Source organism: Halopseudomonas sp. MFKK-1 (assembly GCF_027474385.1).
Taxonomy (GTDB): domain Bacteria; phylum Pseudomonadota; class Gammaproteobacteria; order Pseudomonadales; family Pseudomonadaceae; genus Halopseudomonas; species Halopseudomonas aestusnigri.
Window position 1 is genome coordinate 3,540,102 of sequence record NZ_CP114836.1, and the last position, 16,147, is coordinate 3,556,248.

Annotated in this window: 16 protein-coding genes; 2 read left to right on the plus strand and 14 right to left on the minus strand. The window is 60.4% G+C overall.

The annotated features are described in order from the left end of the window. Positions 1-5: 5 nt before the first annotated feature. The 11 genes from O5O48_RS16355 to O5O48_RS16405 all read right to left on the minus strand — a co-directional run bounded on the left by O5O48_RS16355 (position 6) and on the right by O5O48_RS16405 (position 8,799). A complete protein-coding gene (locus tag O5O48_RS16355; RefSeq protein ID WP_269687629.1) occupies positions 6-1,001 on the minus strand; it encodes a DNA polymerase III subunit delta' in 996 nt (331 codons plus the stop codon). After that, the gene (gene tmk / locus O5O48_RS16360; RefSeq protein WP_269687630.1) at positions 994-1,626 is read right to left on the minus strand and encodes a dTMP kinase; all 633 of its coding nucleotides are present in this window, start codon (positions 1,624-1,626) and stop codon (positions 994-996) included. Before tmk ends, O5O48_RS16355 begins: the two co-directional genes overlap by 8 nt. Next, on the minus strand, positions 1,623-2,648 hold the full coding sequence (mltG, locus tag O5O48_RS16365; RefSeq protein WP_434006966.1) for an endolytic transglycosylase MltG: 1,026 nt from the start codon (positions 2,646-2,648) through the stop codon (positions 1,623-1,625). Before mltG ends, tmk begins: the two co-directional genes overlap by 4 nt. Before the next feature lie 29 nt (positions 2,649-2,677). Continuing rightward, complete coding sequence (gene pabC / locus O5O48_RS16370; protein ID WP_269687631.1) at positions 2,678-3,490, minus strand: aminodeoxychorismate lyase; 813 nt, start codon at positions 3,488-3,490, stop codon at positions 2,678-2,680. Between the two features lie 14 nt (positions 3,491-3,504). Next, complete coding sequence (fabF, locus tag O5O48_RS16375; protein WP_088275382.1) at positions 3,505-4,746, minus strand: beta-ketoacyl-ACP synthase II; 1,242 nt, start codon at positions 4,744-4,746, stop codon at positions 3,505-3,507. Between the two features lie 198 nt (positions 4,747-4,944). Further along, positions 4,945-5,181, minus strand: coding sequence for an acyl carrier protein (acpP, locus tag O5O48_RS16380; protein WP_088275384.1), 237 nt, complete (start codon positions 5,179-5,181; stop codon positions 4,945-4,947). A gap of 173 nt (positions 5,182-5,354) precedes the next feature. Next, complete coding sequence (gene fabG, locus O5O48_RS16385; RefSeq protein WP_088275437.1) at positions 5,355-6,095, minus strand: 3-oxoacyl-ACP reductase FabG; 741 nt, start codon at positions 6,093-6,095, stop codon at positions 5,355-5,357. A 10-nt stretch (positions 6,096-6,105) separates the two neighbouring features. Continuing rightward, positions 6,106-7,044, minus strand: coding sequence for an ACP S-malonyltransferase (gene fabD / locus O5O48_RS16390; RefSeq protein WP_233049419.1), 939 nt, complete (start codon positions 7,042-7,044; stop codon positions 6,106-6,108). 86 nt (positions 7,045-7,130) lie between these two features. Then, complete coding sequence (plsX, locus tag O5O48_RS16395; RefSeq protein WP_269688723.1) at positions 7,131-8,117, minus strand: phosphate acyltransferase PlsX; 987 nt, start codon at positions 8,115-8,117, stop codon at positions 7,131-7,133. A gap of 36 nt (positions 8,118-8,153) precedes the next feature. Next, a complete protein-coding gene (gene rpmF, locus O5O48_RS16400; protein ID WP_088275389.1) occupies positions 8,154-8,336 on the minus strand; it encodes a 50S ribosomal protein L32 in 183 nt (60 codons plus the stop codon). A gap of 19 nt (positions 8,337-8,355) precedes the next feature. Next, on the minus strand, positions 8,356-8,799 hold the full coding sequence (locus O5O48_RS16405) for a YceD family protein (RefSeq protein ID WP_160003160.1): 444 nt from the start codon (positions 8,797-8,799) through the stop codon (positions 8,356-8,358). Between the two features lie 209 nt (positions 8,800-9,008). Between O5O48_RS16405 and O5O48_RS16410 the strand changes: the two genes are divergently transcribed. Continuing rightward, on the plus strand, positions 9,009-9,587 hold the full coding sequence (locus O5O48_RS16410) for a Maf family protein (RefSeq protein ID WP_269687632.1): 579 nt from the start codon (positions 9,009-9,011) through the stop codon (positions 9,585-9,587). Between the two features lie 2 nt (positions 9,588-9,589). Here O5O48_RS16410 and sppA read toward each other — a convergent pair whose 3' ends face one another. From sppA to rluC, 3 genes are read right to left on the minus strand one after another with little or no spacing between them, the layout of a single operon-like run. Beyond that, positions 9,590-10,558 carry a signal peptide peptidase SppA gene (sppA, locus tag O5O48_RS16415; RefSeq protein WP_269688724.1) on the minus strand — a complete coding sequence of 323 codons (969 nt, stop codon included), beginning with the start codon at positions 10,556-10,558 and terminating at the stop codon, positions 9,590-9,592. Between the two features lie 19 nt (positions 10,559-10,577). Continuing rightward, positions 10,578-11,273 (minus strand): HAD-IIIA family hydrolase, encoded by a 696-nt coding sequence (locus tag O5O48_RS16420; protein ID WP_269687633.1) that lies wholly within the window; start codon positions 11,271-11,273, stop codon positions 10,578-10,580. Next, on the minus strand, positions 11,260-12,225 hold the full coding sequence (gene rluC / locus O5O48_RS16425) for a 23S rRNA pseudouridine(955/2504/2580) synthase RluC (RefSeq protein WP_269687634.1): 966 nt from the start codon (positions 12,223-12,225) through the stop codon (positions 11,260-11,262). The genes O5O48_RS16420 and rluC overlap by 14 nt, the downstream gene beginning before the upstream one ends. A gap of 672 nt (positions 12,226-12,897) precedes the next feature. On the opposite strand from rluC, the gene rne reads away from it, so the two are divergent. Further along, a complete protein-coding gene (gene rne, locus O5O48_RS16430; RefSeq protein WP_269687635.1) occupies positions 12,898-16,095 on the plus strand; it encodes a ribonuclease E in 3,198 nt (1,065 codons plus the stop codon). The last annotated feature ends 52 nt before the right edge of the window (positions 16,096-16,147 follow it).

Here is a 16,147-nt window from a genome sequence, read left to right on the forward strand (position 1 = left end):
CCAGATTAACGTCTTTCGGCCAGCATTTTCCAGCGCGCAAGCAGCTTTTCGAGGAACAGCTGGCGATTGAGGTTGGCCTTGTTGTCGAATTGCCGACGGTGCTGCAACAGCCAATCCTGCCAATCGAGCAGCTCGCTTGCCTGAATCCGCGATGCCAAGTAGCCCAGAACCTTGTCCATATCGGCGCTGCTTGCCGCCTCCTGCGCCCCCTGATTCAGTTTCAGCAACTCCAGCGTCCAGGCGGCAAACCAGTCCAGCAGCAAATCAAGGGCGATGCTATTCCACTGCTCGGCCAGCCTGGGCGCGGATATCTGTCCCTTCAGCAGCGCCTTGACACCTTCAACCACCTTTTCCCGGTGGGCAACGGCCCCCTGCTGATGCAAGTCCAGCGCTCGCAACGGTGCGCCCATTGCCATCTGCAGCAGAAGCGTACGCTGAATGTCATCCGCATCCGGCAACTCGGAATCCAGCCAGCCCTGCGCCTGCTGCAGACCCGGCAAACCCAGGGGTTGCACCCGGCACCGACTGCGGATGGTTGGCAGCAACCGGCTGGGCTGATCACTGATCAGCAGCAGATAGGTCTCGGCCGTTGGCTCCTCAAGCGACTTGAGCAGCGCATTGGCGGCGTTCTGGTTCATTGCTTCAGCCGGATGCAGCACAACCACCTTGCGCCCGCCCTGCTGGGCGGTTTGACTAATGAAGCCAACCAGCTGACGGATGGCGTCAACGCGGATTGCCTTACCCTCCTCCTCCGGCTCGATCAGCAGCAGATCGGGATGACTGCCGGCCTGGCGCAGCAAACAGCTGCGACACTGCTGGCATGGGCCTTGAGGTCCAGGCTGATCACACATCAGCCAGCCGGCGAATGCTGCAGCGAAACGACGCTTGCCTGCACCTGCCGGCCCACAGAACAGATAGGCATGGGCAAACTGTGACTGACCAACCAGAGCAGCCCAAAGCGTCTCGTGCCAAGGTAAGGGAGTACGGGCCTGCTCAAGCACGCCAGTACTCCAGAATCTGCGCAATAACCGGCTCCAGATTACGCTGCACCTGGTCCAGTTCACCGCTGGCATCAACAACCCGATAACGTGCCGGATGATCTGCCGCACGCTGCAAATAGGTCTCACGCACCGCGTCGAAGAACGCCCGCTGCTCGCTTTCAAAGCGGTCAAGTGCGCTGCGCGCCCGCGCCCGCGCCATACCAACCTCAACCGGTACATCCAGCACCAGCGTCAAGTCCGGGCGCAAACTGCCCTGAGTCCAGTTTTCAAGCGCAGCAATGCGAGCAGCTTCGATCCCCCGCCCGCCGCCCTGATAGGCGTAGGTCGCATCGGTAAAGCGATCACTGATGACTACACGCCCCTGCGCCAACGCCGGCTTGATCACCCGATTCAGATGCTGGGCGCGCGCAGCAAAAACCAGCAACAACTCCGCATCCGGGTCCATCGGCTCTTCATGGTGCTCGAGCAGAATGCCGCGCATCCGCTCGGCAATCGGCGTACCACCCGGCTCACGGGTCAACAGCGGTTCACAGCCTGCGCGGCGCAATGCGTCGGCAACATAACCGAGGTTGGTTGACTTGCCTGCACCCTCAGGCCCCTCCAGGGTGACAAATACACCTGTCATTGTGCGCTCTCCGGTGCAGGGCTGGATCGATAGTCGCTGCGGCGCTTGAGCTGAAACGCACGTACCGCCCGATTATGCTCAGCCAGGGTATTGGAGAACACGTGCGAGCCATCCCCCCTGGCAACAAAATACAGGCTCTTGCCGTCAGCCGGATGCACAGCAGCTTCGATCGCCTCGCGCCCGGGCATGGCAATCGGCGTCGGCGGCAGACCATCAATCACATAGGTGTTGTAAGGTGTCGCCTGCTGCAGGTGGCGACGACGTATATTGCCCTGATAGTCCGTCCCCATGCCGTAAATCACGGTCGGATCGGTCTGCAACCGCATGCCGATGCGCAGCCGACGGGTAAATACACCAGCTATTTCGGCCCGCTCGGACGGTACTCCGGTTTCCTTCTCCACGATCGACGCGAGAATCAGTGCCTCGTACGCAGACTTGATCGGCAATCCCTCATCACGCTCTGCCCAAACCTCCGCCAGTACCTGCGCCATACGCTCGTGCGCGCGCTGCAGGATGTCCCGATCACTCATGCCCAGCGTGTACTGATAGGTATCCGGGAAAAAACGTCCCTCCGGATGTTCACCCTCATACCCCAGAGCCGCCATGACCTCGGCATCGCTCAGGTCTGGCGACAAGGTCTGCTCCAGGTGTTCGGCCGCACGCAGCGCCTGGCGCACCTGATTGAAATTCCAGCCTTCAACCAGTGTGAGGGTACGTTGAACAACCTCTCCGCGCTCCATCATGTGCAGCAGCTCGGCCGCCGTCATCTCGGGCTGCAGTGCGTACTCACCCACATGCAGCACGGCCCCCTTCATTTGCCACTGCCAATATCGACGCAGCCAGCCTGCGCCCTCAAGCACACCCTGCTGCTCAAGACGCGCAAAGACCCGCCCCGGAGTGCTGCCGGCCTCAACCACCAGCGTGCTCGGTTCCGTCAGCTGCAACGGCTGATGCAGCGCACGCTGCAGGGTGAGAAAGCCCCACACACCGCCGGCCAGACCAATGACACAAACCAGAAACAGTGAAACAACCAGAAACTTGGCAAAAATCTTCACAGATAAACCTGTTCAGCCAGGGATTGCAGCAGCCGGGTTTCGCCCCCGACCTGCCAGACCTGATCGTCCAGCCCTACAACCGGCCAGACCCCTATCAAACTATTGCAGCAAAATACCTCATCCGCCTGGTACAACGCGTCGCGACTGAGCCGTGCTACACGTGCCGGCTGCCCTCGCTCGGCCAGCTGGGCGAGAAGGTATTCGCGCATCACCCCCTGGACACCACAGCGGCCGAGATCTGGCGTAACCCATTGCCCTGCCACACGCGCAAACAGATTGCTCATGGTGCATTCGATCACCGCTCCCTGCTGATCGCACACCAGACCCTCGGCAAACGCCGGATCCTGCCATTCGCTGCGCGCCAGCACCTGCTCCAGCCGATTGAGATGCTTGATGCCCGCCAGCAGCGGCTGATCGGCCAACCGTGTTGTACAGGCAAACAGATGGACGCCATCACGCCGGTCAGACGGATACAGAGGCAAGGGGGAAATCGATATTACCCGCGACGGCGTTGCGTCAACCGGCATGGCATAGCCACGCTGACCGGTGCCGCGGGTCAGTATCAGCTTGACCACCCCGTCGCCGACCCTGGCTGCTGCGTTGTTCAGCTCGGCGGCAATCAACTCCGCCTGAAAGGGTATTCGCAGCGCGGCACAACCTCGCTGCAGACGTGCCAGATGCAACGCCTGCAACGGCAGTGTACCGCGGCAGGCACGCAGGGTTTCGAACAAACCATCACCGTAGGCAAGGCCGCGATCAGTGACAGGCAGGTTATCAGCAACCCGCCCGTTTACCCATGTCGTAGCCACCGGTGTGGGCTGGCTCATTCGCAGCGACGGAATACCAGGCTGCCGTTGGTACCGCCAAAACCGAAGGAGTTGGACAGCGTGACCTCAATCTTGCGCTGCTGCGCCTGGTGCGCAACGTAGTTCAGATCACACCCCTCGTCCGGGTTATCAAGATTGATGGTTGGCGGCGCCACCTGATCACGCAGTGCAAGGACACTGAATACCGCCTCTACCGCGCCGGCAGCGCCCAGCAGGTGTCCTGTCATCGACTTGGTCGAGCTGATGGCCAGATCACGGGCATGGGAGCCAAACACAGACTTGACCGCACAGGTTTCGGCAATGTCACCAGCAGGAGTCGAGGTGCCATGGGCGTTGATATAATCAACATCCTCCGGGTTCAGACCGGCATCCCTGAGCGCATTGACCATGCACTTGGCTCCGCCACGCCCGTCTTCCGGCGGTGCAGTCATGTGATAGGCGTCACCACTCATGCCAAAACCAACCAGCTCGGCATAAATGCGCGCACCGCGAGCCTTGGCGTGTTCGTACTCTTCCAGCACCATGGCGCCAGCGCCGTCGGACAGCACGAAGCCGTCCCGCTCACGATCCCAGGGGCGGCTCGCGCCCTGCGGGTCATCGTTGCGGGTCGACATGGCACGGGCCGCGGCAAAACCGCCCAGCCCCAGACCGGTAGTCGCCATCTCGGAACCACCAGCCACCATGACATCGGCTTCGCCATAGGCAATGTTGCGCGCGGCCATACCGATGCTGTGCGTGCCAGTGGTGCAAGCAGTGGTCAGCGCGTAGTTCGGCCCCTGAAGACCGTACTGAATAGACAGGTAACCTGCGACCATGTTGATGATCGAGCCGGGCACAAAGAACGGAGAGATGCGACGCGGGCCGCTGTTCAGCAACTGCTCACAGTTCTTCTCGATGTTGGTCAGACCACCAATACCCGACCCCATGACCACACCAATGCGGTCGCGATTCTCGTCGGTGACTTCGAGACCCGAGTCCTGAAGCGACTGAATACAGGCCGCCAGACCGTATTGAATAAACAGGTCCAGCTTGCGCGCTTCCTTGGCCGCCATGTACAGCTCGACGTCAAAGTCGCGAACCGAGCCGCCGATGCGGGTTGAGAACGCACTGACATCCATATGTTCGATCGGACCGATACCGCTTTTGCCCGCCAGGGCCGCCTGCCAACTGCTCTCAACCGAATTACCCAGCGGCGACAGCATACCCAGACCAGTTACAACAACGCGTCTGCGCGACACGGCACACTCCTTATTCAACTCGTGAAAACCGCTACAGGCCCGCGAGCCTGCGCAAAATCGCCCTATTGTCCGTGCAAATGCCGCTTGCGGCAACACGAACCGCGGCACAACCGACAGGTGCAAATAGCCGGATGCAAAAAAGCCGCAGCCTGGAAACCAGTACTGCGGCTTTTTTCGTCCTGCAAGCAGGCTACGTGATTACTTCTGGTGAGCGTTCACGTAGTCGATAGCTTCCTGAACGGTGGTGATCTTCTCGGCTTCTTCATCCGGAATCTCGGTCTCGAATTCTTCTTCGAGAGCCATCACCAGCTCCACGGTGTCCAGGGAGTCAGCGCCAAGATCTTCAACAAAAGAAGCACTGTTGGTTACTTCTTCTTCTTTGACACCGAGCTGCTCGGCAACGATTTTCTTGACGCGTTCTTCGATGGTACTCATACCTTGTTCTCACTCCTATTTGCAGTTCCGAGAAGCCGGACTGCGGGTAGTTTATAGAAACAATTCTCTTGGTTTCAAGCGCGAATCGTCTCTGACGCAAAGAGGTCAAAGCCTGCGGCTTCCACCCAATGAAACTCAAGCCAATATCGACCCCGGTCGATACCGGCAGTGAATTACATGTACATGCCACCGTTGACCGGCAGTGTAGCACCGGTGATGTAGCCAGCATTTTCGCTCGCCAGGAACGCAACAGCGGCAGCAATTTCCTCTGCCTGCCCCAGACGACCGAGCGGAATTTGCTCCAGCATGACCGAACGCTGGCTGTCATTAAGCGCACGCGTCATGTCGGTGTCAATAAAGCCAGGTGCCACCGCGTTCACAGTAATGGCTCGCGAACCGACTTCTCGCGCCAGCGCGCGGGTAAACCCTTCCATACCCGCCTTGGCCGCAGCGTAGTTCGACTGACCGGCGTTACCCATGCAGCCGACCACGGAACTGATGTTGATGATACGCCCCCAGCGGCCCTTGGTCATGCCCCGCAGGACTGCCTTGGACAAACGGTAGACCGAGCTGAGATTGGTGCCGATCACATCATCCCACTCTTCATCTTTCATGCGCATCAGCAGATTATCGGCGGTGATACCTGCATTATTGACCAGGATGGCCGGCGCACCGTAGGCCTCGGTAATGGCCGACAAAACAGCACTGACAGACTCGGCATCACGCACATCCAGCTTCATGCCGGTACCCTTGTAGCCCGCCTCTGCCAGCTTGTCAGCGATCGCCTGAGCGCCCGCATCGCTGGTAGCCGTGCCGACGACCACTGCACCCTGAGCGGCCAGCGCATGCGCAATTGCCTGCCCAATCCCTCTGCTGGCACCGGTAACCAGTGCAACCTTTCCTTCCAGACTCATGCCCTGCTCCTCAAGCAAACTGCGCGCGGAACGCATCAAAACCCGCCACGCTTTCCAGACTGTGGTTGTTGACACCTTTGGCGCAACGCTTGTTCAGACCACCCAACACCTTGCCCGGTCCACACTCGACCAGATCGGTTACGCCCTGCTCGGCCATGTAAACAACCGACTCTACCCAGCGAACCGGACTGTACAGCTGCTCGACCAGCAACTGACGCAGCGCGGTCACATCCGACGCCGGCCGCGCAGTAACGTTCTGCACCAGGGTAATCTCCGGCGCGCGCCAGCTCAGCGCCGCAAAGTCCTCAGCCAGCTGCTCTGCAGCTGGCTGCATCAGCGCGCAATGCGACGGCACACTGACCGGCAACGGCAGCGCACGCTTGGCACCAGCCGCCTTGCAGCCATCAATCGCCCGAGCGACGGCGTCGACCTGCCCGGCAATCACAACCTGACCCGGCGCATTGAAGTTGACCGCACTGACTACCTCACCCTGAGATGCCGCAGCGCAGATATCAATGATCTGCTGATCCTCCAGCCCCAGAATAGCAGCCATGCTGCCCTGCCCTTCGGGCACAGCCTGCTGCATCAACTGGCCGCGACGTTCAACCAGACGCACCGCATCGGCAAAATCAAGCACATTGGCCGCAACCAGCGCCGAATATTCACCCAGGCTGTGCCCGGCAACAAAGCCAGGACGCACGCCGGATTCGGCACACCAGAGTCGCCACAGGGCAACAGACGCAGTCAGAATCGCAGGCTGGGTGCGATCGGTGCGATTCAGATCCGCTTCGGGACCGTTCTGGCTCAGCGCCCAGAGATCGTAACCCAGAGCACTGGATGCTTCGGCAAACGTCTCAGTGATAATCGCGTGCTGCTGGGCCAGTTCGCTCAGCATGCCGACGGACTGGGAGCCCTGACCGGGAAAGACAAAGCCAAGGGTGTTAGTCATAACATCATCCTGTTATCAAAAGATTGCAGAGAGTCTAGACACCTGCGTGTGACATCGGAATTTGGATGCCGGCAATGCGCCCGGGGTCACAGCACGGCCCCGCATTCACGCACCCGACCGGCAATACGCTCCGGCAAGCGGGCCTGACACGCCTTGAGCGTATGCCCTATGGCAGCCAGAATCGCCTCCTCATCTGCCGAACCGTGGCTTTTCATCACCACGCCGCGCAGACCAAGCAGGCTAGCCCCGTTATAACGTGCCGGGTCGTGGCGCTCGCGCGTGCTCCGGGTGGCATGCAGCACCAGCGGTGCCAGCCAGCGCAGCAGCCAGCTATCCGCCACCGCACTGCGAAGCTCCGCCTGCAGGTAGCCCGCGACCCCTTCGCTGGCTTTCAGCAGCACATTACCGACAAAGCCATCACAGACCACTACGTCCGCCTCACCCCGAAACAGGCCATCACCCTCGACCGAACCAACGTAATTGATCGCCGGGCAGACCTGCAGCAACGCAGCCGCCTGACGTACCTGGCGATTGCCCTTATGGGTTTCGCTGCCGATATTCAGCAGTCCAACCCGCGGCGCCGGGTTACCGCTCAGCTCAGCGGCCGCGGCAGCGCCCATGATCGCAAACTCGACCAACTGTTCGGCCGGGCAATCCACGTTCGCGCCCAGATCAAGGACATGACACAGGCGCCCCGATACCGGCAACGCGGCCATGATTGCAGGCCGACGAATACCCTCAAGGGTGCCCAGCACCGCACGCGCAAGCACCATCAGCGCACCGGTATTGCCCGCACTCAGACAGCCATCAACCTGCCCGTCCCGGACCAGCTCAAGAGCAACACGCATGGAGGCATCGCGCTTACCGCGCAGCACGCTGGCAGGCGGATCATCAGCGAGAATCTGTTCACGGGCAGGACGAAATGACAGACGATCAGAATCAACAGCAGCACTACTCAGCAGGGGCTCGACGATGTCGGCAGCACCAACCAGAGTAATATGCAGGAAGGGGTACAGCGAGAGACTGCGCAGCGCAGCAGGGACAATGCAGCGGGGACCGCGGTCCCCGCCCATCACATCAATCGCAATGCGGATTGACGTGGACAAGACTTATTCGTCGTTGTCCTTGTTGATCACCTGACGACCACGGTAGAAACCGTCAGGGGAAACGTGGTGGCGCAGGTGGGTTTCACCAGTGGTCTTGTCGACGGACAAGGCGGAGGCGGACAGGGCATCATGCGAACGACGCATGCCGCGTGCGGAACGGGACTTTTTGTTCTGCTGAACAGCCATGACTAATAAGCTCCTAAGCTCAGGTATCGCGTTTTAATTTGGCCAGCACGCTGAAAGGATTAGGCTTCTCAGACTTTTCCTCCAGCTCCGCCGTCTCAGGGCGATACCCTGGCGGATGCTGACATGTTTGTTGCGGATGCATCGGAACTGCAGGCAAAGCCAGGAGCAGCTCGTCCTCGATCAGCGCATGCAGATCGAGCGGTTCATCACCCACAATAACCGGTTCATAGTGACGCGGAAGCTGTTTTGCCGCCTCGTCGCTCGTTACAAACCCCACATCACACTCGCTGTCGATCGGCACGACAACCTGCTCAAGACAACGCTGACACAACAACGGCGCATCGACCTGATAATGACCATGCATGGTTGCTATGCGCTGCTCGTCCCGGGAAAAGTACAGTTCAACCTGAACTTCTCCAGTCGCGGCCTGCAACACCGCCGAAAAGCGCTCAAGACTGCTCACCTTCACTACGCCTTTCAGCGTAATTCTGCGGTCAACCAGTCGAGCCGGTTCGATGTGCGGGGGTATGGTTCCAGACATAAGCGCGCAATTCTAGGGGCACAAACCCCGCCTGTCAAAACTATTTAAGCCCTTGGGCATGCCGTTCGGCAGCTCGCACAACAATCATCCCAGCCGCTACCATAAGCACCTCAACCCAGCGGAGATACAACATGCAAAAACTGGTTCTTGCTTCCAGCTCACCCTACCGCAAGAGCCTGCTTGAACGCCTTCGACAGCCGTTCGAGTGCGCCTCGCCGGATATCGACGAAACCCCGCAGCCGGGCGAAACCGCCGAGCAACTCACCCAGCGCCTGGCCCGAACCAAAGCGCAGACACTGCGTAGCCGATTCAGCGATCATCTCATCATCGGCTCGGATCAGGTCCTGCTGCTCGATGGGGAACCCGTCAGCAAGCCATTGAGCCACGCCGCCGCAGTCGACCAACTGACCCGCAGCAGCGGCCGCACACTCACCTTTTCAACAGCCCTGTGCGTCCTGAACAGCGCAAACGGTCACGAACAAACCTGCATCGAGCCCGTGCACGTCACCTTTCGCGACCTGAGCCCCGAGGAGATCGAGCGCTACCTGCAACTTGAGCAACCCTACGATTGCGCGGGCAGTTTCAAGTCGGAGGGACTCGGCATCACCCTGATTGCACGCATGCAGGGGAATGACCCGACCAGCCTGATCGGCCTGCCACTCATCCGCCTGCGCGCCATGCTCGCGAACGAAGGCCTCAACCTGCCCTGAACTCAGCGCAGCGACGGACCTTGCAACCCGAGGCGCGTCGCCAGCTCCGCTCCGACACTGGTGCCCAGCTGGCGAGTAAAGCGTTGCAGCGGCGACTCCTGACGGGTGAAATCGACCAGATCCTCAGCACCGATCACATCACGCGCAACGGCAGACGTACTCGCCAAACCATCAACCAGACCAAGCTCCAGCGCCTGCTCACCCGACCAGACCAGACCGCTGAACATATCCGGCGTTTCTTTCAGACGATCTCCACGCCCCTCACGCACACTGCGAATAAACTGCTCATGGGTGGTGTTCAGCACCTGCTGCCAGAAGGCACGCTCATCGGGCTTTTCCGGCTGAAACGGATCCAGGAACGCCTTGTGCTCGCCGGCGGTATAGGTACGCCGCTCGACACCCAGCTTGTCCATGGTGCCGACAAATCCGAAGCCGGCAGCAGTCACCCCGATCGAACCCACAAGACTGGCCTTATCGGCATAGATTTCATCTGCAGCGGAGGCAATGTAATAGGCACCCGAGGCGCCAATATCGGTAATAACCGCATACACCTTCACATCCGGATGCAGTGCGCGCAGCCGCTTGATTTCGTCATAGACGTAACCGGACTGCACTGGACTTCCACCTGGACTGTTGATTCGCAGCACAATGCCCTTGGTGTTTTCATCTTCAAACGCCTCGCGCAAGGCTCCGACCAGGTTGTCGGCACTCGCCTCCTCCTGATCGGCAATCACGCCGCGCACCTCAATAACCGCCGTATGCGGTCCTACCGCGGCAGAGGACCCCAACTGCCCAAGGGGCGACAACAGCGCCAGCGCCACAAACAGATAGGTAAAGGTCAGCAGCTTGAAGAAAATCCCCCAACGGCGTGACCGCCGCTGCTCCTGCAGCGAGGCATTCAGCGTGCCCTCCAGCAAAGCCCACGCCTTGGCGTCCTCAACAGCACCCTTGGAGTCAGCCGTAGACACCATTTCACCTTCAGTCCAGCGATCACGATCCATTACAGCCTCTCAGTCCGATTACCTGCCAATCAGCACGCTGAGCACGCAGCCACAACGGCAACTCGGCAAACACATCAATACAATGCAAGGGCGCACAAGCCAGCAGCTGCGCCCGCGATTGAGCGCCATAGCTGACGGCGACCGAACGCATCCCGGCATTATGTGCCATCTCAATATCAAAACTGCTGTCGCCAACCATCAGCGAGCGCGCGGCAGAGGTCTCAAGCATATCAACCAACTGGTGCAGCATGGCAGGATCCGGCTTGCTCACCGCCTCGTCAGCACAGCGCGTTGCATCGAAATAATCGAGCATATCGTGCTGCTCGAGAATTCGAGCCAGGCCCTTACGCCCCTTGCCTGTGGCCACCGCCAACCTGAACCCCTGCTCACGCCAGGTATCAAGCGCCTCACGCACACCAGGGAACAATGACACGCTTGCCTGATCCTCAGACAGATAGATATCTCGGTAGGCCTCGACCACAACGACATGCAGATGAGACTGCTGCGGAAACAGCCTGGCCGCCGCCTCGGACAGACTCAGACCGATAATCCCGCGCACCGCATCCGAAGCAGGCACATCGAGCCCGACCGCTGCCGCTGCGCGTTGCATGACACTGACGATATGACCAACCGAATCAGCCAACGTGCCATCCCAATCAAAAATCAGCGTATCAATTGCCGACATTGGCCAGCCTGCGCAGCGTTTCATCCCACATCGGACCCGGCTCGGCCTCAACTTCCAGCATGCTGCCATCAGCCATTTCCACCGACAGCGAGCGCGCATGCAGAAACAAGCGCTTGCCGCCCAGCTCTCGCAACTCGCGGGAAAAGTCATCATCACCGTACTTGGGGTCGCCACCAATTGGATGCCCCGCATACTTGGCATGCACTCGAATCTGATGAGTGCGACCGGTAATGGGCCTTGCCTCGACCAGGGTCGCGTAATCGGCAAACCGCTGCAGCACCTTGAACTCGGTCAAACTCTCCTTGCCGGCCGGATCCACCTCAACCATACGCTCGCCGGAGCGCAGATTATTTTTCTGCAAAGGCGCATGCACCTTTTTTGTCGACCCGGGCCAGCGCCCGCGCACCAGAGCCCAATACCGCTTATTGACACCATCACCCCGCAGCGCCGCATGAAGATGCCGAAGCACACTGCGCTTTTTGGCAATCATCAGGCAGCCGGAGGTATCACGGTCAAGCCGATGAACCAGCTCCATTTGCGGACAATCCGGACGCAACTGGCGCATTGCCTCAATAACGCCGAAATGCAGACCGCTACCCCCATGAACCGCCAGGCCAGCCGGCTTGTTCACCACAATAATTCCCTTGTCTTCAAACAGGATATTCTGCTCGAGCGCATTGAGAATGCCCTGCCCGACCAGCACCGGCTCGTCAGGCGCCGGCAGACGCACCGGCGGGATGCGCAACTGGTCGCCCGCCTGCAGGCGGTAGTCCGGCTTGACCCGACCCTTGTTCACTCGCACCTCGCCCTTGCGCAAAATGCGATAGACAAGCGTCTTGGGAGCCCCCTTGAGGCGCGTAATCAGATAATTATCGATGCGCTGCCCCGCCTGATCGGCAGAGATATCATCGAATTGGACTTGGGCAGGCAGTTCTGGAGAGGTGTTTTTCATCGGCGCATCATACAATTTTTCATTCAATTGAAGCACTTAAAAAATACTGCTATAGTCCGGCGAGCTGCCGATTCTGCAGCCGGGGATCTCAGGTCAAAACCACCTGCCAAACCCCAGAAACAACCACATGCAGCCCGGTCGCAGCAGGCAACACCCGCCGCCGACAGGACTCATGCTTACACCCTGGCCATCGTGATGAAGGCCAGAACATTAACCCGCTACCGACCAACAACGGAGCGGCACCCGATTCAGATGGGTACGTGTTTAGGTGGAGATGCACAGCTTCAGGATGATGTGACGAGCGTAGACACTTGCCAAACAGCGTGTCCCCGTCCCCAGTCCAGCTGATTCCTCCCCAAGGATTCCCGGCAGCCGCGCAAGGTGCGACGGCTGTATGGCTCGAAGGCCCCCGCAGACAATGCGCTGACACCCTAGAGCCCCTTCCGGCAGCCACCCGCTGCCGCGCCCGCCAGAACCGTTCTGCCGGGGGTCCAGAAGCAGTTTCTCTGTATGCAGTAGCTGTAACAGATTGAACTGTCGCCATAACCTGGCGATGTGAACTCTGCATCTCGGCCGAGTGCCGATGACAGAAACACACCTGACACCGAACCAGAGAGTCGCAGGTGCCGTGCCCGTGTAGACCGGAAAGCATCGGAAACACAACGGTACTTCATGAAAAGAATGCTCATTAACGCAACTCAACCCGAAGAGTTGCGTGTCGCCCTGGTAGATGGTCAACGCCTCTACGATCTGGATATCGAATCCGGCGCTCGCGAGCAGAAAAAGGCTAACATCTACAAAGGCCGTATCACCCGCGTCGAACCCAGCCTGGAAGCCGCCTTTGTCGACTTCGGCTCCGAACGTCACGGCTTTCTCCCGCTCAAGGAAATCTCCCGCGAATACTTCTCCAAACAGGTTGAAGGTCGCGTCAACATCAAAGACGTTCTGAAAGAAGGCCAGGAAGTCATCGTCCAGGTCGACAAGGAAGAACGCGGCAACAAGGGCGCAGCCCTGACCACCTTCATCAGCCTCGCTGGCCGCTATCTGGTGCTGATGCCGAACAACCCGCGTGCCGGCGGCATTTCCCGACGCATCGAGGGTGAAGAGCGCAATGAACTGCGCGAAGCCCTGAACAGCCTCAACGTCCCTGCCGATATGGGCATGATCGTGCGCACCGCAGGCCTTGGCCGCAGCGCCGAAGAACTGCAATGGGACCTTGACTACCTCCTGCAGCTCTGGGAAGCCATCAAGGGTGCCTCCGAAGAACGCAAGAGCCCGTTCCTGATCTATCAGGAAAGCAATGTCATCATCCGCGCCATTCGTGACTATCTGCGCCAGGACATCGGTGAAGTGCTGATTGACAGCCCAGAGGTCAAGGAAGAGGCCCTCAACTTCATCAGCCAGGTCATGCCGCAGTACGCGAGCAAGGTCAAGCTGTATGAAGACCCCGTGCCGCTGTTCAATCGCTTCCAGATCGAAAGCCAGATCGAGACCGCATTCGAGCGCGAAGTGAAGCTGCCGTCCGGCGGCTCTATCGTAATCGACCATACCGAAGCCCTGGTCTCCATCGACATCAACTCCGCCCGCGCAACCAAGGGTGGCGATATCGAGGAAACCGCACTGCAGACCAACCTGGAAGCGGCTGAAGAGATAGCCCGCCAGCTGCGCCTGCGCGACATTGGCGGCCTAATTGTTATCGACTTCATCGATATGACGCCGGCCAAAAACCAGCGCGCCGTTGAGGAACGCGTTCGCGAGAGCCTGGAAGCCGATCGCGCCCGCGTTCAGGTTGGCCGCATCTCTCGCTTTGGCCTGCTGGAAATGTCTCGTCAGCGCCTGCGTCCGTCGCTGGGTGAAACCAGCGGTATCGTCTGCCCTCGCTGTAATGGCCGCGGCACCATTCGCGATGTCGAATCCCTGTCGCTGTCGGTTCTGCGCCTGATCGAAGAAGAAGCCCTGAAGGAACGCACCGCTGAAGTCCGCGCCCACGTGCCGGTACCTGTTGCCACCTTCCTGCTGAACGAGAAGCGCGACGCCCTGGCCAAAACCGAAGCCCGCACCCGCGTGCGCGTACTGGTGCTGCCAAACCCGCACATGGACACCCCGCATTTCGATGTCCAGCGCCTGCGCGACGACCACGAATCTGTCCTGAACGGTGAAACCAGCTACAACGCCACCAGCACGGTTGAAGTGGAAGAGCCGGCTCCGGTTAGCCAGACCCGCGCCATCGTACGCCAGGAAGCCGCCGTCAAGGCACTCTCCCCTGCACGCCCCGCGCCGACTCCGCCGGCTGCCGTTGAAGCGGTTCAGGCAGCCCAGCCGAACCTGTTCAAGGGCCTGATCAAGAGCTTGGTCGGCCTGTTTGCCAGCGAGCAGCCTGCGGCCGAGCCGGCCAAACAGGAAGAGCAAGCCAGCAGCGAACCGAAGCGTGAACGCAGCAGCCGTAATTCTGACGAGCGCCGCAACAACCGCAACCGTCGTCAGCGTGGCGAACGCGGGGAGCGCGGGGAGCGCGGGGAGCGTGCCGAACGGGGTGAGCGTAACGAACGCAACGAGCGCGGCAACCGTCAGGACACTGAGCGCAAACAACAGCCGCGCACCGAGCGCAGCAACGAAGCAGAAAGCACAGAAGCGCGCAACGAGGGTGGCAATCAGCAGCGCCGCCGTCGTCGTCCGGCTCCTGCTGCTGCGCCACAGGCGGATACAGAGCAGCAGAGCAGCCGCGAGGACAGCCCCGTCCAGGAGCGTCCGCAGCGCGAGCGTCGGCCGCAACCGCCGCGCCCCGAGCAGACTGAGCCGGCCGAGCAGATCGAAGATCAGGTCAGCGCCGCCGATGTGGCCGACGAAAGCGTCAGCGCGGAAACCGACGCCGGCGAAGGTGAACGCCCCAAACGTCGCTCTCGCAGCAGCCAGCGCCGCCGCAACAACCGTCGTCGTCCGCAAGCCGAAGGGACCGATACCGAGAGCCAGGGCGATAACGCAGACGCAGCAACCTCAGCCTCAGCTGACAGCAACCCGGACGCAGCCAGCATTGCAGCAGTAGCGACAGCAACCGCCAATACCGGGGACGCACCGGCCGAGGGCAAGGCTGATGACGAGCAGCAGGCCGAGGTTACCGACCTGCAATCACCGGTCGAAGCCAGCCTGAGTGAAGCGGCAAGCAAGGCAGAGGCCTCCATCGAGACAGCCGTTGAAGCCTTCAGCCAGGCTCAGCCGCAGGAAGCCAGCATCGAAGCTGAAGCCAAAGTCGAAGCTGAGGCCAAGACCGAGAGCCCGGAGAGCGAAGCACCGGTAGAAAGCACCGAGGCAGCGGTCTCCAGCGAGCCGGCAGCGGTCGAACAGCCAGCCGAAGAGCCAGCGCCTGTCGCGCAGGTAACTGCAGAGGTGGAACCCAAGGTAGAAGCCAGCCAGCAGCCGGCAGCAGAAGTACCTGCAGAAGCGCCCAAGGTCGAAGCCGTCGCCGAGCAGCCGGTTCAGGCCGAAAGCAGCATCCCCGCCCTGACAGAGAGCGGCCGCGCCTACAACGACCCACGCGAGATTCGCAAGCGCCAGCTTGAAGCCAAGCGTCAGGCCGAGGAAGAAGCGGCCAGGGCCGCACAGGTACAGCCTGAGCAACCTGCCGCGCAGGAAGCCGTTGTCGATCAGCCTGAAGCGCCGGCAGAGGCTGTCGAGCAAAAGGCTGCAGAGGTAGAGCCGAGCCAGCCTCAACAGGTTGATCTGCTCACCGATGCTGCTGCCGAGCAACCTGCAGATGCTGCAGCTGCCGACGAAGCCGTGCAGGCCGACGCTCAGGTAGAGCCATCGCCAGAACAGGCCGAGACGGAACAAGCGCCGCGCAAGCCTGAGCCGACAGGGGGCGACAAGCCCTGATAGTCGGCAACGAAAAAGGGGATGCATTGCATCCCCTTTTTTATGCGCCCAA